The organism is Aeromonas sp. BIGb0445, from assembly GCF_024809075.1.
GTDB lineage: Bacteria > Pseudomonadota > Gammaproteobacteria > Enterobacterales > Aeromonadaceae > Aeromonas > Aeromonas rivuli.
On record NZ_JANUES010000004.1, the window covers coordinates 61,330 to 82,549 of the forward strand.

The following is a 21,220-nucleotide window of genomic DNA, read 5'->3' on the forward strand; positions in this document are numbered from 1 at the left end:
GGCGCATCGGTTGACGATCGTTTCGATGGGGTTGGGGAGGCTTGGCGGTATAACGCCTCGTCAGCCCGGTCAGGGGCCGATGTTTCATTCTCAGGGAGAGAGGAGCAACAGATGGGTGATGGGGAGGAGTCCCGGGAGCATCTTGCCAAAACAACACGGCGGCCCTGGGGCCGCCGTGTGAGCTGACGCCGTGCCAGATCATGTCTGGATCTGGGTTGGCGCTTTTGATGACTCAGGAAGAGAGCTTGCCGTCGAGCTCGGCAATCTTGGCTGACCAGATGGCCGGACCTGTCTCGTGGACATTATTGCCACTGGAGTCCACGGCCACGGTGACCGGCATATTCTCCACCTCGAACTCATAGATGGCTTCCATGCCAAGGTCGGCAAAGGCGACGACCCGCGCCTTCTTGATGGCCTTGGCCACCAGATAGGCGGCGCCACCGACAGCCATCAGATAAACCGCTTTGTGCTGGCGAATGCTCTCGACCGTTGCCGGGCCACGCTCCGATTTGCCTATCATGCCGATGAGCCCCGTGTCGCCGAGCATCATCTCGGTGAACTTGTCCATCCGGGTCGAGGTGGTGGGGCCAGCCGGGCCGACCACTTCGTCTCGTACCGCATCCACCGGGCCGACGTAATAGATGAAGCGGTTGGTGAAGTCGACCCCCTCTGGCAGACCTTCGCCATTTTTCAACATGTCGGCGATGCGCTTGTGGGCGGCGTCCCGTCCGGTCAGGATCTTGCCAGAGAGCAGCACGGTTTCGCCGCTCTGCCAGGTCGCTATCTCATCGCGCGTCACCGTATCCACATTGACCCGGCGCACATTGTCACCCACTTCCCAGGTGATCTCGGGCCAGTCGGCCAGCGAGGGGGCGGCCAGTTCGGCAGGGCCTGAGCCGTCAAGTTCGAAGTGAACATGGCGGGTAGCGGCGCAGTTGGGGATCATCACCACGGGTTTGGAGGCCGCATGGGTCGGCGCCGACTTTATCTTCACATCCAGCACTGTGGTGAGGCCGCCCAGCCCCTGAGCCCCGATACCGAGCTTGTTGACCTTGTCATGGAGCTCGAGACGCAGCTTCTCTTCCGTGGTCTGGGCACCGCGCGCCTTGAGCTCCTGAATGTCGATGTGCTCCATCAGCGACTCTTTGGCCAGCACCGCTGCCTTCTCTGCGGTGCCGCCAATGCCAATACCCAGCATACCAGGCGGGCACCAGCCCGCGCCCATGGTGGGCACGGTTTTCAGCACCCACTCGACGATATCGTCCGAGGGGTTGAGCATTGCCATCTTGGATTTGTTCTCTGAGCCACCGCCCTTGGCCGCGACGCTCACCTCAACCTTGTCCCCTGGCACCATGTCGATGTGCACCACGGCCGGGGTGTTGTCTTTGGTGTTCTTGCGGCTACCGGCCGGGTCGGCCACTATGCTGGCCCGCAGCGGGTTATCGGGATTGGTGTAAGCGCGGCGCACCCCTTCGTCCACCATCTGTTGCACCGTGAGATCCGACTCCCACTGCACCTGCATGCCGATTTTGACGAAGCAGGTAACGATACCCGTATCCTGGCAGAGCGGACGGCGTCCCTCAGCGGCCATGCGGGAGTTGATCAGGATCTGGGCCAGGGCATCTTTGGCAGCCGGGTTGGCTTCCTTGTCATAGGCCTCTTTCATGGCGTTGACAAAATCGAGGGGGTGGTAGTAGGAGATGTACTGCAGGGCGCCTTCGACGGAATCGATAAAATCCTGTTTTTTTATGATGCTCATATCATCCTCACTGGTCCTTGTCTTCACGAACGGCAGCAAAGCAAGGGCTTCCATATTGGCCGCGCCAGGGAGAGACATTCAACTCCCTTCCCATGTCGAGGCGCGGCGTGTCTGTTCTAACATTCGCGGCCACTATGATACGCTTAGCCCCCCATACCGGCTAGGGACCAGCGCGCAAACTGTTGCCTGTGTAACAAAAAATGAAACCAGCACTGCACATTCACCCCCTCCCTGACACAACTGACGGGGCAACCCTGTTTGCCCGGCTGCAACATCAGCCCTGGGCCATGCTGCTTGAGTCCATGGGAGCCATGGGCCCGGACAACCGCTTCGACATCATCACCGCCGATCCCCGGGCGACCCTGACGACCCGGGACGCGCTGACTCAGCGGTGGCAAGATGGTGCCTCACAGACCTTGACGGAAGACCCGCTCAGCCTGCTGGCCCGCACCCAAGAAGCGCTGCTCGGGGAGTGCGAGCCCTCTGGTTGCAGCCTCCCCTTTATCGGCGGCGCCCTGGGGCTGTTTGGTTACGATCTGGGTCGACACTTCGAGCGGCTGCCCGTGCAGGCCGAGGCCGATTTGACCATCCCCGACATGGCGGTCGGCATCTATGATTGGGCCCTCATTCATGACAAGGCCCATCAGCAGTGGCAGCTGGTACATTGGGGGGATGCCGCCGGGCTGGCCCGCCGTCTCGCCTGGTGGCATGCGCAACGAGCGCCTGAGCCCTCAGCCTTTCAGCTGCGTGGCCCCTGGCAGAGCAATATGAGTCGCAGTGAATATGGCGCCAAATTCGCCCGCATTCAGGATTACCTGGCCGCGGGGGATTGCTACCAGATCAATCTCACCCAGCGCTTCAAGGCCCCCTATCAGGGTGACGAGTGGCTCGCCTACCTGCGGCTGCGCGCCGCCAATGCCGCCCCCTTCTCCGCCTTCCTGCGTCTGCCGGGTAGCGCCGTACTGAGCCTCTCCCCCGAGCGTTTCTTGCTGCTCGATGGCCGTCATATAGAGACCAAGCCCATCAAGGGCACCCGCCCCCGCCAATCCGATCCCCTGGCCGATGCCGCCAGCGCCCGGGAACTGGCGAGCGCCGAGAAGGACAGATCCGAGAATCTGATGATCGTCGATCTGCTGCGCAACGACATAGGCCGGGTCAGTCGACCGGGCACCGTCTGCGTGCCACAGCTATTTGCCGTCGAATCCTTCCCGGCGGTACATCACCTGGTGTCAACCATCCATGGGGAGCTGGATAGCCCCTGGCAAGGGGTGGATCTGCTGCGTGCCTGCTTCCCTGGCGGCTCCATCACGGGGGCCCCCAAGATCCGCGCCATGGGGATCATCGAGGAGCTCGAACCCCACAGACGCAACGGCTACTGCGGCAGCATTGGCTATCTGAGCCAGCATGGCCGCATGGACACCAGCATCTGCATTCGTACCCTGCTCGCCACCGAAGGGCACCTTTACTGCTGGGCGGGGGGCGGCATCATCGCCGACTCCGAGGTCGACAGCGAATACCAGGAGACCTTTGATAAATTGGCGCGGATCCTGCCTTTGCTCGAGCAGCCATCGTCATGACCCACGCCGAGCTGCTGACCCGCTTCCTGCTGCAACGCCTGCCGCTCGCCCCCCTGCGCGCCCCTGCCCCGGCACTGAGTCCGGCGGCGGTGTTGATGCCCCTGGTCGAGCGGGCCGATGGCCTGCATCTCTTGCTTACAGAACGCAGCCGGCACCTTCGCCACCACGCCGGGGAGATCAGTTTTCCCGGCGGGCGCCAGGATCCCGGCGATGACACTCTCTACCAGACGGCGCTGCGGGAGACCCGGGAAGAGATAGGCATCGCCGCCGATCAGATCCAGCTGCTCGGCCATCTGCCCAGGCTGCCTACGGTATCGCGCTTCGAGGTGCTGCCCGTGGTTGGCCTGCTCGACGCCGACTACCGGTTGCAACTCAATGCCGATGAGGTCACCGCCGCCTTCGAGGTCCCCCTCGCCCATCTGCAAGACCTGGGCAACTATGTCAGCATGCCGGTACAACGCCGTGGCCAGCACTATGAGCTCCACTGGATCCCCTGGCAGCACAGATACATCTGGGGAGCCACCGCCAGCATGATCAGGCAACTCATCGCCCAGATAGCGCGATAACCTTTTCGTTACACAATGTCGAAGCAAATGCGGGATTTAACATTCAAATAACACCGCAAATGATAAACAAAAATTGAAATTATCTTCTTTTGATCACGTTTCCATAAAAAAGTACGGGTTTCGACGATGGAAAAGTGAATTTGATCAACATTTTTACCTGCAAAGCCAGTATCCTTGCGCCGGATTAATAAAAACTACACATCTGGGGTCAGACACATGTCAAATACCGTCTCTCACGCACAGGACGCTGCGGTCGCCAAGGAGCAAGGAACAAGCTCCGTTCAATCTCGTAGTTGGGGAAAACAGGATACCACCTGGGTCATCAGCCTGTTTGGTACCGCCGTCGGTGCCGGCATCCTGTTCTTGCCAATCAATGCGGGTATGGGTGGCTTCTGGCCGCTGGTCTGCATGGCGCTGCTGGTCGGTCCCATGACCTATCTGGCCCACCGTGGTCTGGCCCGTTTCGTGCTCTCTTCCAAGAAGCCGAACGCGGATATCACTGAAGTCGTGGAAGAGCATTTCGGCGTCGGCGCCGGCAAGCTCATCACCTTGCTCTACTTCTTTGCCATCTACCCCATCGTCCTCATCTACGGTGTGGGCATCACCAACACGGTCGACAGCTTCATCGTCAACCAGTTGCAGATGACGCCGCCCCCGCGCTGGATCCTCTCCATCGTGCTGATCATGGGCATGATGTCCGTGATGCTGGCCGGTGAGAAGCTGATGCTCAAGGTGACCCAGTTCCTGGTCTATCCCCTGATCGCCATACTGGCGGGCATCTCCCTTTACCTGATCCCCGAGTGGAGCGGTGCCGCTCTCTCCCAGGTTCCCTCCGGCAAGGATTTCGCCACCACCCTGTGGCTGACCATCCCGGTACTGGTGTTCTCCTTCAACCACAGCCCGGCCATCTCCAGCTTCGCCCTGGCGCAACGTCGCGAGCACGGCGACAATGCCGTGGCCAAGTCCGATGCCATCTTGAAGCGCACCGCCATGCTGCTGCTGGGCTTCGTGATGTTCTTCGTCTTCTCCTGCGTCATGAGCCTGAGCCCGGCCCAGCTGGCTGAAGCCAAGGCCCAGAACATCGCCGTTCTCTCCTACCTGGCCAACCAGCACGAGAGCCCGATCATCTCCTACTTCGGTCCTCTGGTGGCGTTCGTGGCCATCGTCTCCTCCTTCTTCGGTCACTATCTGGGTGCCCGTGAAGGTCTCAAAGGGCTGATCGTCCAGCAGCTGCGCAGCTCAGGTAAAGAGGCAAACCACAAGCTGATCGACATGATCATCATCGGCTTCTTCATCATCACCCTCTGGGTCGTTGCCGTGGTCAACCCCTCTATCCTGGGCATGATTGAATCCCTGGGTGGCCCCATCATCGCCACCATACTGTTCATCATGCCGATGTACGCCATCAAGCGCGTCCCTGCCATGGCCAAGTATCAGGGTCAGATCAGCAACCTGTTCGTGACCGCCATGGGCCTCATCGCCATCTCCGCCATCCTCTATCAGCTGTTCGGCTAAGCCGACGCGGATAACGGGATCAAAAGGGCTGCCTCGGCAGCCCTTTTTCATGCGGCCATCACATCCCTCAGTTCCCCCTCTTCCCATCGACTACAAAAAATTTACAATGTTTAGACAAAACCCATAATCGGAGTGATGTCATGATCAGTGTCTTCGACCTGTTTTCCATCGGAATAGGCCCCTCATCCTCCCACACCGTTGGTCCCATGCGGGCCGCCCATGCCTTCGTGACCCAGCTCAAGGCAGCTAAGCTGCTGGCTCGCACCGGCAGGGTCGAGACAGAATGCTACGGCTCCCTCGGCCAGACCGGCAAAGGCCATGGCACCGGCAAGGCCATCATTCTGGGACTGGCAGGCTTTGAACCGGACAGTGTCGACATCGAAGGGATCCCCGCCTTCCTGACCGGGGTCGAGCAGAGTCAGACCCTTATGCTGGCCGGCGAGCAGCCAAGCGCTTTCCCCCGCAATGGCGCCATCATCTTCAACCGCCGCAAAACCCTGCCCGCCCACTCCAACGGCATGACCTTGCGCGCCTATGACGGTCAGGAGCTGTTGCTGTCCCAGACTTACTACTCCATCGGTGGCGGCTTCATCATCGAAGAGAGCCACTTCGCCAACGCCCGCGAAGAGGCGGCTAAATTCGAGGCGGATCACCCCATTCCCTACCCGTTCGACAGCGGCGCCCAGCTGCTGGCCCACTGCCAGGAGAGCGGCCTCTCGGTGTCCGGGCTCATGCTGGCCAACGAGAAGGTGTTTCGCAGCGAACAAGAGATCATCGCTGGCCTGCGCAAGATCTGGCAGGCGATGAAAGGCTGCGTGACGCGGGGTTGTCAGCAGGAGGGAGTACTGCCCGGCGGACTCAAGGTGCGCAGACGTGCCCCGGCGCTGCTTCGTCAGCTCAGCGCCGAGACCAACTTCAATAAAGATCCGCTGATGGTGATGGAGTGGGTCGATCTCTTTGCCCTGGCCGTCAACGAAGAGAATGCCGCCGGTGGACGAGTGGTGACGGCCCCCACCAATGGCGCGGCCGGCATCATTCCCGCCGTGCTGCACTATTACGATCGCTTCGTGCGCACCGTGGATGACGATCTGCTGGTGCGCTACTTCCTCACCGCCGCCGCCATCGGCATCCTCTATAAGAAGAACGCCTCCTTGTCCGGTGCCGAGGTGGGTTGTCAGGGTGAAGTCGGGGTCGCCTGCTCCATGGCGGCAGGCGCCCTGGCCGAACTGCTCGGCGGCAGCCCGGCCATCGTAGAGAACGCCGCCGAGATAGGCATGGAGCACAATCTGGGCCTGACCTGCGATCCGGTCGGTGGCCTGGTACAGGTGCCCTGCATAGAGCGCAACGCCATGGGCGCGGTCAAGGCGATCAACGCCGCCCGCCTCGCCCTGCGTGGCACCGGTGAGCACAAGGTGTCCCTCGACAAGGTGATCAAGACCATGTGGGAAACTGGCAACGACATGAAGACCAAGTACAAGGAGACGGCCCGGGGTGGCCTGGCGGTGAACATCACCGAGTGTTAACAAAAGGCCATTCGAGCCTCATTTATCCTGCGATACCCGGCCTGGCCGGGTATTTTTTTGCAAAACGTTTGCGAAGCGCTTAACAAAATGGATAAGCATCAAAATAAATTTTATACTCGCGGCCTTTGATTCAACAAAAATAGATCTATTTCAACTTTTTTTAAGGCGAGTCGCGTTACACTGCCGTTATCAGGTCCAGGACCTTAGGGCGATGTCACGACGCAAGCGCCATGGATCACCCCCTTTTTGCAAGCTGGCAACACGTCGGCTTCTACCCAGAGGTAACTATTAGATGATCAGCGTTTTTGATATTTTCAAAATCGGTGTTGGCCCCTCCTCCTCCCACACTGTCGGCCCGATGAAAGCGGCCAAGCAGTTTGTGGATGAATTGCGTGCTGGCGGCAAGATCCGCGACATCACCCGGATCCAGGTTGACGTTTATGGTTCCCTCTCCTGGACCGGCAAGGGTCACCATACCGATACCGCTATCATCATGGGTCTGGCCGGCAACCTGCCAGAAAATGTCGATATCGACGGCATCCCCGAGTTCATCTCCCGGGTCGAGCAGACCGGCCGCCTGCCGATCGGCCTGCACTGCCATACCGTCAGCTTCCCCCGCGAAGCCATGGTGTTCCATGATGAGGCACTGCCTCTGCATGAGAACGGCATGAAGCTGACTGCCTTCATCGAAGACACCGCGCTCTACAGCAAGACTTACTACTCCATCGGTGGCGGCTTCATCGTCGATGAAGAGAACTTCGGCAAGGCCGACAGCGGTGACATGCCCGTCAGCTATCCGTTCAAGAGCGCCGCCGAACTTCTCGCCCACAGCAGCCAGACCGGTCTCTCCATCTCCGCCCTGATGATGGAAAACGAGAAGTGCTTCAACACCCCGGAAGAGATCTACAAGAAACTTGGCAAGATCTGGACCACCATGCGTGAAGGCATAGAGCGCGGCTGCCGTACCGAAGGGATACTGGCCGGCCCCCTGCGGGTACCGCGCCGCGCCGCGCCCCTCTATCGTCAGCTCACCACCAACGAGAGCCTGTCGAGCGATCCCATGAGCATCATCGACTGGGTCAACATGTTTGCCCTGGCAGTGAGTGAGGAGAACGCCGCCGGTGGTCGTGTGGTCACGGCCCCCACCAATGGCGCCGCCGGCATCATCCCCGCCGTGCTGGCCTATTACGACAAGTTCATCCAGCCGGTTGGCCGCGACGAATACACCCGTTTCTATCTGGCCGCCGCTGCGGTGGGCATGCTCTACAAGATGAACGCCTCCATCTCCGGCGCCGAAGTCGGCTGCCAGGGCGAAGTGGGTGTCTCCTGCTCCATGGCCGCCGCAGGTCTGACCGAACTGATGGGTGGCAGCCCGGAACAGGTGTGTGAAGCGGCCGAGATCGGCATGGAACACAACCTGGGGCTGACCTGCGATCCGGTCGGTGGCCAGGTACAGGTGCCCTGCATCGAGCGCAACGCCATCGCCTCCATGAAGGCGATCAACTCCTCGCGTATGGCCCTGCGTCGCACCTCCAAGCCGCGGGTCTCCCTGGACAAGGTGATCGAGACCATGTACATCACCGGCAAGGACATGGACTCCAAGTACCGGGAAACCTCCCGTGGCGGTCTGGCCATCAAGGTGATGCAAGTCGCCTGCGAATAAGTGCTTCGCACATCATGAAAAAGGCGGGATTTATCCCGCCTTTTTGCTGCCTGTCATGTGCCACGCCAAGAGGCAGGCGGCCCCCATCACCGCCTCACCACGGGGGGGGCCCAGTCCCCTTGCCGCCATCCCACCACTGGCATTGATCGGCCCTCGCTGCCGCCCCTCCCCTCAGATCTTGGCCAGTCGCCTGGCCTCCGGCTCACGGCAAGCCTGCCCCAAAAGAGGTGGCGTTGCCCACAAATGAGTCAAAGGAGAGCACTCAGACGAAGAAGGGGGACGATGAAAATAATGGTGGGGGAAAACAACTGTATATTTATACAAGTTGGTCGCTGTTTGAAAATATTATTTTCAAGGCTCATTCGAAGGCGAAAGACTTTATCATCCTCCACTCGCGCAGACATTATCGGCCGCCCTCAGGGGCCGCCAGCAATAATGCCAGGGTGGATCTGAGCCTAATAAACAAGGCGAGTTGTGATATGCGGGATTAAAACATCCCGCGCAAGGACGCAACAGTACCAAACGACAGGTTGCGTCCGGCAATATCAGGAGGTCTGTGGGGGCGTTTGCGCCAGCTTGTGCTGCTCGAGCAAATTCTCCACCGGCGGGGGGACCTGCAGGTAGAAGCCTTGCAGCTTCAGCGCCTCCATCACCCGGCTCACGCTGGCCATGCCAAGGGGCTTGCCTGGGGTGAGCTTGGTCATCAGCACCAGTTGCGGCGTGCCGAAGGTCTGCATCAGGGGGGCCGGAACCCGGGAAAAATCATCCCTTTTTTCAACAAAGAGATAGGTGTCTGCTTTTTTGCGACTTTTATAGACTGCACACAACATGGAAATTGATATAATCCATTGAGTTTATTGCCTCGGAAGTGGGCAAACTATAACATCAGACCATCAATAACAATAACGGATTACCGTCTCTGTCTCGGGGAAAGTCATGGTTGAGCGCGATAACGAATTGAAAGGGACTACCTTCACTATTTCTGTGTTGCATATCAACGATGCCGCGCCGGACAAGATACGCCAGTTATTGGCCACCAAGGTGGCATTGGCGCCCCAGTTTTTCAATTGCGCGCCCCTGGTGCTCAATGTGGAAAAACTCGAGCAACAACCGGATTTTGACGAACTCAAGGCGCTGGTCGAGTCGGAAGACTTTGTACTGGTTGGCATTACAGGGGCCAAGAGCGAGGCCATGAAGATAGCCGCCAAGGCCGCAGGCCTGGCCGTCATGGCCTCGGGCCGCAGTCGCAAGGGGGATCCCCTGCCTGAGGTTGTGACCAAACCCACCGCCAACGACCTGCCCGTCGTCGATCTGCCACTGCCCAGCACTGTGCCCGCCCCCCTGCTTGCCAGCAAGGTTCATGTGGGCCCGGTTCGGTCCGGCCAGCAGATCTATGCGGCGGGAACCTCGCTGGTGGTGCTCGGTTCAGTGAGTCCAGGCGCCGAAGTCCTGGCCGATGACAGCATTCATATCTACGGGGCCCTGCGGGGCCGGGCAATAGCCGGGGCGCGCGGTAATACCGATGCCCGTATCTATTGCCAACAATTACAGGCCGAGCTCATCTCCATCGCGGGCACCTTCCAGCTCAGCGATGCGTTGCCAGCAGGCCAGACTGAGCAGCCGGTGCATATCCGGCTGGATCAAGAACAACTCCGAATAGACCGAATCAAATAGAGTTACAAGGAAGCGAGAATGGCGCGAATCATAGTCGTTACGTCCGGCAAGGGTGGCGTTGGCAAGACCACCACCAGCGCGGCATTGAGTACAGGGCTGGCCCAGCGTGGCCACAAAACGGTGGTCATCGATTTCGATATCGGCCTGCGTAATCTCGACCTCATCATGGGTTGTGAGCGCCGTGTGGTCTATGACTTCGTCAACGTCATCAATGGCGAGGCGAACCTCAATCAGGCCCTGATCAAAGACAAGCGCAGCGAGAATCTCTTTATCCTGCCCGCCTCCCAGACCAGAGACAAAGATGCCCTCACCAAGGAAGGCGTGGAGAAGATACTGGATCAGCTGGGCGAGATGGGTTTTGAGTACATCGTCTGCGACTCCCCCGCCGGGATAGAGTCAGGTGCTCTGATGGCACTCTATTTTGCCGACGAGGCCATCGTCACCACCAACCCGGAAGTCTCCTCGGTACGCGACTCGGACCGGATCCTCGGGATCCTGGCCTCCAAGTCTCGCCGGGCCGAGCGCGGTGAAGATCCCATCAAGGAGCATCTGCTGCTCACCCGCTACTGCCCGACCCGGGTCAGCCGTGGTGACATGCTGAGTGTGCAAGATGTGCAGGAGATCCTTGCCATCCCGCTGCTCGGGGTCATCCCGGAATCCCAGGCGGTGCTGCGCGCCTCCAACTCGGGAGAACCCGTCATCCTGGACAAAGAGTCCGATGCGGGCAAGGCCTATGAAGATGCCGTTTCCCGTCTGATGGGAGACGCCACCGAATTCCGTTTCCTGCAAGAAGAAAAGAAGGGCTTCTTTAGCCGTCTGTTCGGGAGTTAAGCATGTCTATTTTTGATTATTTTCGTTCGACCAAGAAGCAGGCGACGGCCCAGACGGCCAAGGAGCGCCTGCAGATCATCGTTGCCCACGAGCGCTCTTCCAGAGGGGGGCCGGATTACCTGCCCCAGCTCAAGCAAGATATCCTCGACGTGATCCGCAAGTACGTGCAGATAGATCCTGAGAAGATCACGGTACAGCTGGATAAGAAGAGTGATGAGCTGTCGGTACTCGAGCTCAATATCACCTTCGCCGATGACAAGAAGGGATAAGCCAGGCGCCCTATGCGTGACCCCTTCCCTCAATGAGACCGGATCCCGACCCAGGATCCGGTTCTTTTTTATCGCTTAATCACCCTTTGCCGCTCGGCGAACCCCCGAGAAGTGTCCTGCACATGCAGGGGGCTCAGACCAGCTCGTGTGCCTGCTTGCCCTGCAGCATCAGAGGATCCAGCGTCACCTCCGCCTTGCCATTGCTCACCCACAGCTGACCATCTGAGATGGTGCAGGTGAGCTGCATGGTGCGCTCTATCATGGCCGCAAGGGGCAGGGTCTGACTGTCGCTGAGCTCTATGATGCTGAGGTTGTCATGCTGACTGAGTTTGCCCTGATTCTGCTTCCACCAGACGCTGGTACCCCGGCCGCCGTAGAGATAGAGCACCACTTGGCGCGAGCGGTTACAGGCCTTCTTGAGACGGCGCTCATCGGGCTGGCCAAGCTCAATCCAGAGTTCAATCTCATCGGAGTAACTCTTGCGCCACAGTTCGGGCTCATCGTCCGCCGACAGCCCCTTGGTGAATTCGAGCCGCTCGGCCGCATGCCAGGCAAAGGCCGCGAGACGGATCATCATGCGCTCGTCGGTTTCGGAGGGGTGACGAGCCAGGGTGAGGGAGAAATCCTGATAGAGCCCCCTGTCCATGTCAGAGAGGGAGAGCTGGGCCTTGAATACGGTTGCCTTGAGAGCCATGAGGGACCTTATGGGATGCAAAATACGAGACGCTATTACATTGGCCGCCAGTGTAATCAAATTTTCTCCCGGGTTCGACCTCCATGCTCATCGCCCCAGCCTCCAGCGCGCATCTCGAGCCCTGCATCCGGCCCCAGAGACAACAATGCCAATCAGAAGACTGGCATTGTGAACGCGCTATGGCGTGGGGAGGCATGGTAGCCATGCGCTTCACTTCTCGGCGGACTGCACCCCGAATGCGTTGAGCAGCACGCAACAGGTCACAGCCACCGCCACGAAGCCACTCAGGAAGATGAAGGGCATGACGCCATAGCCCAATATTGTCCAGATGGTTTGTTCAAGAAAGCTCATGATGTGTCCTTTGTCCTGTGACGCCCATCTCTGGCGCGAATGTCCATGGCGGCTTGGGCCGCACTCTGACTACTTTCGTTCCTATTTGAGCCTAATACGCCGCCCCCGCCTATGCCACCAAAGGAATATATAGGGGGTAAGATTGCGCTAGATCAATCTTTGGGGGCAAAAAGTGCAGGGATCTGCCGCTCCCCCCCGGATCAGCGGCCAGGTGATCGACTCCCCTCCCCTTGATCCCCTCCGGAACGGCATCAAACCGGCAACGCCTAGTCAACACGCCCATAAAAAGAGGCGACCCTGGGTCGCCTCTTTGTTCATCATGGGGTCACTGACCCCTGAGCCGGTGGATAGCTCCCGTTGATCTGGGGTTCCTCAATAGAAACTCTGCCCCTCGGCCGCCATCGCCTTGAGTCGGCTGCAGGGTGCGAAACGCTCCCCATGGCGCTGTTGGTAGTGTTCGAGGCGAGCCACCAGCTCGGCAATCCCCAGGCTATCCATGTAGCGGAAAGGGCCACCGAGGAAGGGAGGGAAGCCGATGCCAAAGATGGCGCCAATGTCACCATCCCGCGCCGAGGCTATCACGCCGCTATCCAGGGCCATGGCTGCCTCGTTGAGCATCAGCAGCACGCAGCGCTCCACCAGTTCGGTCTTGGCAAGCTTGGCCTGAGGTTTGACCCCGAGCAGCTCGTAGACGCTCTCATCGACCTGCTTCTTGCTCCCTTTGCCCGTGAGTCGACTCAGCAAGTCCGGTTTGCCATAGCGGTAGAAACCCTTGCCATTCTTGCGACCCTTGCGGTCATCCTTGAGCAGCTTGTCAAAGGCCGCTGGCGCCTGGAAGCGCTCGCCCCCCAGTTCCCGTTCGAGGATGGGGGAGATCTTGGCCCCCACATCGATGCCCACCTCGTCGAGCAGATTGATGGGGCCGACCGGGAAACCGAAATCGAGCAGGGCGCCATCAAGCACCTCCACAGGTTCCCCTTCCAGTACCAGGCGCGCCGCCTCGTTCATGTAGGGGGCCAGGATCCGGTTCACATAAAAGCCGGCCTCATCCTTGACCACGATGGGGGTCTTGCCCTGGGCCCGGGCAAAGGCGATGGTGGTGGCCACCGTCTCGGCGCTGGTGCCTGCATGGGGGATGATCTCGGCGAGCGGCATCTTGTCCACCGGGCTGAAGTAGTGCAGGCCCACTATCTGGCCCGGCCGCGCAGCCCCTTCGGCAATCTGGTGGATGGGCAGGGAGGAGGTGTTGGAGGCGAAGATGGTCTGCTCACCACACTCGCGTTCCACCTCCTGCACCATCTGGTGTTTGAGGGCCAAGTCCTCGAACACGGCCTCCACCACCATATCGACCCGCGAGAAGCCGGAGAAATCCAGGGAGCCGGACAGCAGGCTCATCTGCTTCTCCAGTTCGCTGCGCAATATATGGCGGCGCTTGAGCTTCTTGTTAAGCAGGTCATAGCTGTAGCGCATGGCGTTGCTGATCCCCACCTGCGCCACATCCTTGATCCGCACCGGCACCCCGGCCTTGGTGGCGGTGACGTAGGCAATGCCGCCCCCCATCAGCCCACCGCCCAGCACGGCGGCATGGCCTATCTTGCGTGGCGCGGCTCCCTGGTAGCTCACCTCCTTCTTCATCTGGGTCGTGGCGAAGAAGAGTGAGCGCAGGGCGGCGGATTCCGGGGTCATCACCAGTTCACCGAAATGGCGGGATTCGGCAGCCAGACCAGCCTGAATACCCTCCTCCATGCCGATACGCACCACTTCCAGGATGCGTTCCGGGGCCGGGTAGTTGCCACGGGTCTTGGCCCTGATCCCTTTGTGAGCCTGGCTGAACAGCACATTGCGGCCCAGCTTGCTGGTCTCGAGCAGTTTGCCTTGCACGTCTCGCCGCAAAACATGGCGCGGCTTGCCCTTGCGAGCCAAGGCAATGGCCGCCTCCATCAATATGGAGAGCGGAACCACCTCATCCACCAGCCCCATCTTGCCCGCCTGCTTGGCCCTGACTTGCTTGCCGGTAAGCATCAGGTCGAGGGCCTTGGCCACGCCGATGAGGCGCGGCAGACGCTGGGTACCGCCGGATCCCGGCAGCAGACCGAGTTGCACCTCGGGCACCCCGAGCACCGTCTTGCCATGATCGCTCGCGACCCGGCCGTGACAGGCCAGTGCCAGCTCCAGCCCGCCCCCCAGGCAGGGGCCATGGATGGCGGCGATCACCGGGATGTCGAGATTCTCGATCTCGGCGAAGATGATCTGCCCTTCTCGGGACAGTGTCTGGGCATCTGCGGCGCTGGTACAGGCATCCAGCATGCTGATGTCTGCCCCGGCGATGAAGGAGTCCTTCTTGCCGGAGGCGATCACCAGACCGATCAGATCCTTGTTGGCTCGCACGCCCTCCAGCACGGCGCGGATCTCCTCGACGAAGGCGGCCTTGAGGGTGTTCATGCTCTCCCCCGGCACGTCCATGGTGAGGATGCCGATGCCGTCTTTACGAATATTCAGGGAAAAAGTTTGCTCGCTCATCATTCCACCTCCAACACCATGGCCACACCCAGTCCACCCGCCGCGCAGGCGGTGTTGAGTCCCAATCCACCGCCGCGGCGGCGCAGCTCATGGAGCGTCTGGGTGATCATGCGTGCGCCGGTCGCGGCGAAGGGGTGGCCATAGGCCAATGAGCCCCCCAGCACGTTGAACTTGTCCATGTCGATCTCGCCAATGGCGCTGTCACGGCCCAGCTTGTCCCGGGCAAAATCCCGGCTGGCAAACATCTTGACGTTGGCCAGGGTCTGGGCGGCAAATGCCTCATGCATGTCGATCAGAGTGAGATCGCTGAGGGTGATGCCCGCCCTGTCCAGGGCGATGGGGGTCGCGTAGGAGGGCCCCATCAACATGTCCTGCCAGACATCGATGGCGGAGAAGGCGAAACTGCGAATAAAGCCAAGGGGTTCCAGGCCAAGCTCCTTGGCACGTCCTTCACGCATCAGCAGCACAGCGGCGGCGCCATCGGTGAGCGGGGTGGCATTGGCGGCGGTGACGGAGCCATGCACCCGGTCAAACACCGGCTTGAGCTTGGCGTAGCTTGCCAGGTCAGAGCTTTCGCGAATGTTGTTGTCGCGCTCAAGGGCCGCCTTGTAAGGCGCCACATGGGCGGCAAACACCTCCTGGGCCAGCTTGCCCTCGGCCCAGGCCTGGGCGGCCAGGCTGTGGGAGCGGTGCGCCAGGGCGTCTTGCGCCTCACGGCTGATGCCATGACTCTTGGCCATCTGCTCGGCGGTCTGCCCCATGGAGAGGCCGGTCGAGTATTCGGCCACCGCCGGGGGCACCGGCAGCAAGTCTTTTGGCCCGAGTCGGCGCAGGATGGCAAATTTTTGCGCGAAGGTGCGCGCCTTGTTGAGATCGACCAGGGCGCGAGCCAGCCGCTTGCTGACCCCGATGGGCAACACAGAAGAGGAGTCGGCGCCGCCGGCGATGGCGATGTCGACCGTGCCGGCCATGATGGATTCGGTGACATTGGCCACCGCCTGGAAGCTGGTGGCGCAGGCGCGCGACACGCTATAGGCGTCAGTGCTGACGCTCATGCCGGTGCCCAGCACTATCTCGCGGGCTATGTTGGGCGCTTCGGGCATCTGTACCACCTGGCCGAACACCAGTTGATCGATGAGGGCGGGGTCTAGATTGGTGCGGGCGAGCAGCTCGCTCACCACCAGCTTGCCCAGATCCACCGCCGGCACCCCATGAAAGGCGGTGGCCTGCTTGGCGAAGGGAGTACGCAGACCCGCCACGACGGCAATCCGTTCGCCCTGGCGAGTGGTCAGTTGTAAAGGCTGTTTCATCCTGGCTCCTTGGGTTAATCAGGTAGAGGTCAGACCTCATTGCGCCACATCTTAACAATCCGCTCACAAGTTTCATACGGCTGATTGAAACTAAATCTGCACCGGGAGGGACTCGGTTCTCGCACCCCGAGGGTATCTGGAGTATAAAAAGATCAACTTCTATTAAAACAATAGGTTTATCTCATGGCTCTGGCCGAATTTCGACAAGTACGCGACCATATTGCCAGCCAGATCCTGGGGCAGGGCGAACTCATCGACGGCCTGCTCATCGCCCTGTTATGTGAAGGCCATGTGTTGATAGAGGGGGCGCCGGGTCTGGCCAAGACCCGGGCGGTCAAGGTATTGGCGACCGCCATCGAGGGACGTTTCGCCCGCATTCAGTTCACCCCGGATCTGCTGCCAGCCGATCTCACCGGCAGCGAGGTGTTTCACCCTCAGGATGCCAGTTTCCAGTTCCAACCCGGCCCCCTGTTCAATCATCTGGTGTTGGCGGACGAGATCAACCGGGCGCCGGCCAAGGTGCAATCCGCCCTGCTCGAAGCCATGGCCGAGCGCCAGATCACCGTCGGCAAGAAGAGCTGGCGCCTGCCTGGCCTGTTCATGGTGGCGGCGACCCAGAACCCCATCGAGCAGGAGGGGACCTACCCCCTGCCCGAGGCCCAGCTCGATCGCTTCTTGCTCAAGCTCAATGTCGATTACCCCAGCCCGGCGCTGGAGCTCGCCATACTGCAGCTCAATGAGCGGGGCGAGACCTTGCCCCCCTCCCCCTGCCTCATCGGCCCCGATGCCTTGCAACGTGCGCGCGATGCCGTGCTGGATGTCATGATGCAGCCCAGGCTCGCCAACTATCTGGTGCAGCTGGTGTGCGCGACCCGCCCCGGCAGTGGCATAGCCCCCGAACTGGGCAATCTGATTGATTTTGGCGCCAGCCCCAGAGCCAGCCTGGGCCTGGCCCGCGCCGCCCGCGCCCGTGCCTGGCTGGCCGGGCGGGACTATGTGGTGCCAGAAGATATCCAGCAGTTGGCCCCGGCGGTGCTGCGCCATCGCCTGTTGCCAAGCTACCAGGCTCAGGCCGAAGGAATCGATGCCGAAGAGATAGTCCGCCGCCTGCTGGATTGGGTGCCATGTCCCTGAGCCACGGCGCCTCCCCCCTGGCAGATCCGCCCCTCGGCAGCTGGCCGCCCGAGTTGCAACTGCCCCTCGCAAGCCTGCTCGCCACCCGGTTGCTGGCCCAGACACAGCAGCCAATGAGGCGAAAGGGCCCTGCCCAACGCGGCGCCCAGCGTCGTCAACCCGGCCTGAACTTTCGTGAGCTGCGTCCCTACCAGGCCGGGGATGAGGTGCGCCACATCGACTGGCGGGTCACCGCCAGGCTAGGTCGCCCCGTCACCCGCCTCTATGAAGAGGAGCAGGAACAACACCATTGGTTGTTGCTCAACCTCTCCCCTGCCCTCTATTTCGGTTCGAGAGAGCGGCTCAAGGCCCAGCTGGCATGCGAGCTGGCCGCAGCGCTACTCTGGCGAGGGGAACATCATCCCCAGACATTGCATATCCACGGCGCAACTCCCCAGACCCTCGCCTGCAAGGGCTCCCCTCTGCCGCTGTTGCCAGCCATCTGCCTGCACTATCAGGCAGGGCTTGGGCGCCGCCCCTTGCCAATCACCCTGGCGCAGGCGCTGGAGCGGCTACGCCCCCGTCTGCCCCATGGGGCGCGTCTGACCATCATCAGTGACCACCTTCCCCCGCCCCCTGGGCAAGAACTGCAACTCCGACTCATCGCCCGGCGCCACGATATCCATTACTGGCAGATCCGCGATCCTCTGGAAGCCGAGCTGGGTGGCACTGAACGGCTGCCGGTGATGAGCCCCTTCGGCCCAGGCTGGCTCGATGGCAGCAATCCTCAGTTCGTGCGCCGCTATCGGCACCAGGCGCAGCAACAGCTGGCCCTGAGTCAGGCCCGGCTGCTGCCCCTGGTACAGCGGCTGACCCTGCTCGACAGCGGCCTGAGCCTGCAAGCCCAGTGGCCATCCCTATGACCATGGATGCCGCGCCCCCCTTCACAGCATCGATCACGCAACAGATAGCCCAGCAGATCAGGGACATTCATCCAGGCCCTCCCCTGGAGGCAGGCTGGCTGGACCCGCGCCTCGGCGCCCTGCTCCTGCTGACCCTGACCCTGTTGCTGATCGCCGCCCTCGCCTGGTTTGGACGCAGGCTATGGCGGTACTGGGGCTGGCGCCAGGCCCTCGCAGCGCCGCCAGCCAGCGATCGGCGTCTCTGGCTCGGCCAGTTGCACGACAGGTTGCGCCAGGAGGGGCTGCGCCGCTGGCCAGCAAGTCGCAGCTTGCAAGGGGCTGAGTGGCTCGCCTGGCTCGACAGCCAGGGACCGACCGATTTTCAACGCTGGCAGCACCATTGGGATGAGTGGCTCTATGGCCACCGCCAGCCGAGTCACGCCCAGTGTCAGGCGCTCCATGCCGACTATTTGCGTCTGGGTCGCCAGCTGCTGCTCGGCCGACTCGTGCACCCGAGGGGGACCCCATGATCCTGGCCTGGCCCTGGTTTGCCCTCGCCCTGGCGCTGCCCCTGCTGGTTCGCTCCCTGCCCCCCTTGCATCGCCCCCGGTTGCACCATGACGGCTTTGCGCTGCAAGGTCCCCAGGGCGGCTTGCCACGCTGGTATGGCGCCCTGCTGTGGGGGGCGCTGGTATTGGCCCTGTGCCGACCTCAACTGATGGGGGAGCCCATCGTCCAGTATCAGGGCAGTCGGGATCTGCTGCTGGCCGTGGATCTCTCCGACAGCATGCGCACCCCGGACATGTTTGATGGCAGTCAGCAGCAAGACAGACTGAGCGCGGTGCGCAAGCTGATAAGGCAGCTGATCCTGACCAGGCAGGGTGACAGGATCGCCCTCATCGTCTTTGCCGACCACGCCTACCTGCTCAGCCCCCTGACGGAGGAGACCCAAGCGCTGCTGACTCTGGCCAACGAGCTGGATTTTGATCTGGTCGGGCGCACCACGGCGCTCGGCGAGGCCATCGCCCTCGCCAACGCGCACAAGGAGCCTGATCGCGATGCGACGCTGTTGTTGATCACCGATGGCCGCAACACCGCGGGCAGTGCCGATCCCCTGGCCCAGGCGCGCCAGGCCGTCGCTGCCGGACTCAAGATCTATACCCTGGGGGTGGGGGCGGATCCCGACAGTCAGGCGCTGGCCCCGGCCCAGCCCGATCCCAGTACAGAGCTTGACGAGCCCCTGCTCACCGAGTTGGCCACCCTGGGGCAGGGCCGCTACTTCCGCGCGCGCACTCAGGACGATCTCATCGCCATGGATCTGAGCCTCGAGCAGCTGGAACCCGCAGCCAGGGCAAGTCACAGCTATCGCCCGCTGACCGAGCTCTATCCATGGCCACTGGCCCTGTTCACGCTGCTGCTTCTGCTGCCGATGTTGTGGTCAGGCGTGCAGGGGAGGTCAAGATGAAGGACAAGACGGTGCTCCGCAGGTCAGCCCCTTCGAGTGGGGGCCCTCGTTCATGGAACTAGTCCTGCTGCGCCCTTGGTGGTTGCTGGCCTTGATACCCTGGCTCTGGCTTGGCTGGCGCCTGCGCCGTCACTCTCCGCAGCTCAGCCCCCTGATGCGGCGCTATCTGTTGCCAGACTCCAAACCTGCCGTGCCCTGGCGCTGGTGGGCGATGCTGCCCGCCATCCTGGCCCTGGGCGGCCCGGCGCTGGAGCGGGGCCAGGCCGCCCAGGCCGCCCCCCCTCTGGACATCTGGCTGCTGAGCCTGTCGCGCTCCATGGAGGCCCAGGATCTGGCACCGGATCGCGCCACTCGGGTGCGCCTGCTGCTGCAAGATATGCTGGCCCAGCGCCAGGGGCAGCGTATCGCCCTGATCCTGTTTGCCGCCGATGCCTATCTCGCCATGCCGGCCACCCGGGATCACGAGGCCATCGCTCGCCTGTTGCCGGACTTGCGCCCCAGTATCATGCCGCTGCAAGGGGCCAATCCAGAGCGAGCCCTGGCCCTGGGGTTGGCGCAGATCCCCCCTGGTCAGAGCGCCCGCCTGCTGCTGGTAACCGATGCCCTGACCCAGGCCCAGGCCCGGCGGATTGCCGACCACTGGCCCTGCCAGAGTCGCTGGCAGTGCCTGCGTCAGGCGGGCGCCCCCCGGCTCGACATACTGCTCGCGGCGACGGCGCAGCCCGTCACACTCTCCCTCGAGCTGGCTCAAGCATTGGGCAAGGGCAGCCTGCCCGCCCCTGACAGCACGCTGATGGCTGATCTAGCCAGTCGCCTCGGCGGTCAGCTGTACCCCCTGGGCAGTCGCCCGCCTCAGTTCGCTCCCCTGCCCACCAGCCTGGCCCCAGATCCCGCACATCGGCAGGATCTGGGGCCCTGGCTGCTGTTGCCCCTGTTGCTACTCGCGCTGCTGGCCAGACGCGGCGCCCTCTGGCTGGCGCTGCTGCTCTGTTTGCCGCTCCAGCCACCCGTGCAGGCAGCCGACCCTCAACCTGATCAGGCCGAGGCACAGGCCGCATATCAGGCGGGGGATTACCGCACAGCGGCCATGGCGCTGCGCGACCCCATCTGGCGTGGCAATGCCTGGTATCGCCTTGGTGATTTCGAGCAGGCCCTGGCGGCCTATGGCGCACAACAGAGCCCTACCGCCCACTACAATCGCGGCAATGCCCTGGTGCAACTGGGTCGCTTGGAAGAGGCCAAACTCGCCTACCAGGCCTGCCTCTCCCTCGACTCGGGCCATCACGATGCCCGCTACAACCTGGCGCTGCTAGAGCGCAGTGCCCCACCGCCCCAAGCCAGTCCGAACAGGGCCCCTGACGAGTCAAAGAGCCAGCCGGACGCCCCCGCCGAACCGGCCCCCCCCGTGATCCTGCTCAAGGAGCGACTGCGCAAAGAGGCCCTGCGCCGAGGCCTGCAGACGTTGCCGGTGTCACAGTGGTGAACCCG

The 21,220-nt window shown here is 61.7% G+C and carries 19 protein-coding genes; 13 read left to right on the forward strand and 6 right to left on the reverse strand.

The features are described from left to right. Positions 1-232: 232 nt before the first annotated feature. On the reverse strand, positions 233-1,759 hold the full coding sequence (locus tag M2367_RS10195; protein WP_042044445.1) for a fumarate hydratase: 1,527 nt from the start codon (positions 1,757-1,759) through the stop codon (positions 233-235). Positions 1,760-2,046: 287 nt separating this feature from the next. On the opposite strand from M2367_RS10195, the gene pabB reads away from it, so the two are divergent. The 5 genes from pabB (at position 2,047) to M2367_RS10220 (ending at position 8,603) form a co-directional block, all read left to right on the forward strand. Beyond that, entirely contained in the window at positions 2,047-3,336 is a 1,290-nt protein-coding gene (gene pabB / locus M2367_RS10200; RefSeq protein WP_259236799.1) for an aminodeoxychorismate synthase component I, read from the forward strand. Further along, positions 3,333-3,902 carry a CoA pyrophosphatase gene (locus M2367_RS10205; RefSeq protein WP_259236624.1) on the forward strand — a complete coding sequence of 190 codons (570 nt, stop codon included), beginning with the start codon at positions 3,333-3,335 and terminating at the stop codon, positions 3,900-3,902. Before pabB ends, M2367_RS10205 begins: the two co-directional genes overlap by 4 nt. Before the next feature lie 216 nt (positions 3,903-4,118). Further along, positions 4,119-5,417 carry an HAAAP family serine/threonine permease gene (locus M2367_RS10210; protein WP_042044440.1) on the forward strand — a complete coding sequence of 433 codons (1,299 nt, stop codon included), beginning with the start codon at positions 4,119-4,121 and terminating at the stop codon, positions 5,415-5,417. A gap of 140 nt (positions 5,418-5,557) precedes the next feature. Continuing rightward, entirely contained in the window at positions 5,558-6,940 is a 1,383-nt protein-coding gene (locus tag M2367_RS10215) for an L-serine ammonia-lyase (protein WP_224432788.1), read from the forward strand. 292 nt (positions 6,941-7,232) lie between these two features. Then, entirely contained in the window at positions 7,233-8,603 is a 1,371-nt protein-coding gene (locus tag M2367_RS10220) for an L-serine ammonia-lyase (protein WP_042044442.1), read from the forward strand. 545 nt (positions 8,604-9,148) lie between these two features. Here M2367_RS10220 and M2367_RS10225 read toward each other — a convergent pair. After that, the gene (locus M2367_RS10225; protein ID WP_224432787.1) at positions 9,149-9,433 is read right to left on the reverse strand and encodes a YcgL domain-containing protein; all 285 of its coding nucleotides are present in this window, start codon (positions 9,431-9,433) and stop codon (positions 9,149-9,151) included. 106 nt (positions 9,434-9,539) lie between these two features. On the opposite strand from M2367_RS10225, the gene minC reads away from it, so the two are divergent. The 3 genes from minC to minE are packed head-to-tail and all read left to right on the forward strand — an operon-like array spanning position 9,540 to position 11,377. Then, entirely contained in the window at positions 9,540-10,277 is a 738-nt protein-coding gene (minC, locus tag M2367_RS10230) for a septum site-determining protein MinC (RefSeq protein WP_259236625.1), read from the forward strand. Between the two features lie 18 nt (positions 10,278-10,295). Then, positions 10,296-11,108 (forward strand): septum site-determining protein MinD, encoded by an 813-nt coding sequence (minD, locus tag M2367_RS10235; protein WP_005895973.1) that lies wholly within the window; start codon positions 10,296-10,298, stop codon positions 11,106-11,108. Positions 11,109-11,110: 2 nt separating this feature from the next. Beyond that, positions 11,111-11,377, forward strand: a complete 267-nt coding sequence (gene minE / locus M2367_RS10240; RefSeq protein ID WP_005895976.1) for a cell division topological specificity factor MinE — start codon at positions 11,111-11,113, stop codon at positions 11,375-11,377. A 133-nt stretch (positions 11,378-11,510) separates the two neighbouring features. On the opposite strand, the gene M2367_RS10245 is transcribed toward minE, so the two are convergent. From M2367_RS10245 to fadI, 4 genes are all read right to left on the reverse strand, one after another. After that, positions 11,511-12,071, reverse strand: coding sequence for a YaeQ family protein (locus M2367_RS10245; protein ID WP_042042825.1), 561 nt, complete (start codon positions 12,069-12,071; stop codon positions 11,511-11,513). A 210-nt stretch (positions 12,072-12,281) separates the two neighbouring features. Next, complete coding sequence (locus M2367_RS10250; protein ID WP_084218221.1) at positions 12,282-12,422, reverse strand: TIGR02808 family protein; 141 nt, start codon at positions 12,420-12,422, stop codon at positions 12,282-12,284. A gap of 372 nt (positions 12,423-12,794) precedes the next feature. Beyond that, positions 12,795-14,942: a fatty acid oxidation complex subunit alpha FadJ gene (fadJ, locus tag M2367_RS10255; protein ID WP_259236626.1), complete on the reverse strand. Its 2,148-nt coding sequence runs from the start codon at positions 14,940-14,942 to the stop codon at positions 12,795-12,797. Further along, complete coding sequence (gene fadI / locus M2367_RS10260; protein WP_042042826.1) at positions 14,942-16,252, reverse strand: acetyl-CoA C-acyltransferase FadI; 1,311 nt, start codon at positions 16,250-16,252, stop codon at positions 14,942-14,944. Before fadI ends, fadJ begins: the two co-directional genes overlap by 1 nt. 183 nt (positions 16,253-16,435) lie before the next feature. Between fadI and M2367_RS10265 the strand changes: the two genes are divergently transcribed. Genes M2367_RS10265 through M2367_RS10285 form a run of 5 tightly spaced genes read left to right on the forward strand, consistent with a single transcriptional unit; the run spans position 16,436 to position 21,215 of the window. Further along, positions 16,436-17,386, forward strand: a complete 951-nt coding sequence (locus tag M2367_RS10265) for a MoxR family ATPase (RefSeq protein WP_224432784.1) — start codon at positions 16,436-16,438, stop codon at positions 17,384-17,386. Further along, the gene (locus tag M2367_RS10270) at positions 17,377-18,288 is read left to right on the forward strand and encodes a DUF58 domain-containing protein (RefSeq protein ID WP_259236627.1); all 912 of its coding nucleotides are present in this window, start codon (positions 17,377-17,379) and stop codon (positions 18,286-18,288) included. Before M2367_RS10265 ends, M2367_RS10270 begins: the two co-directional genes overlap by 10 nt. Then, on the forward strand, positions 18,285-18,797 hold the full coding sequence (locus M2367_RS10275) for a DUF4381 family protein (protein ID WP_224432782.1): 513 nt from the start codon (positions 18,285-18,287) through the stop codon (positions 18,795-18,797). Before M2367_RS10270 ends, M2367_RS10275 begins: the two co-directional genes overlap by 4 nt. Continuing rightward, on the forward strand, positions 18,794-19,732 hold the full coding sequence (locus M2367_RS10280) for a VWA domain-containing protein (protein WP_259236628.1): 939 nt from the start codon (positions 18,794-18,796) through the stop codon (positions 19,730-19,732). Before M2367_RS10275 ends, M2367_RS10280 begins: the two co-directional genes overlap by 4 nt. Positions 19,733-19,784: 52 nt before the next feature. Beyond that, entirely contained in the window at positions 19,785-21,215 is a 1,431-nt protein-coding gene (locus M2367_RS10285; RefSeq protein WP_259236629.1) for a tetratricopeptide repeat protein, read from the forward strand. Positions 21,216-21,220: the final 5 nt, after the last annotated feature.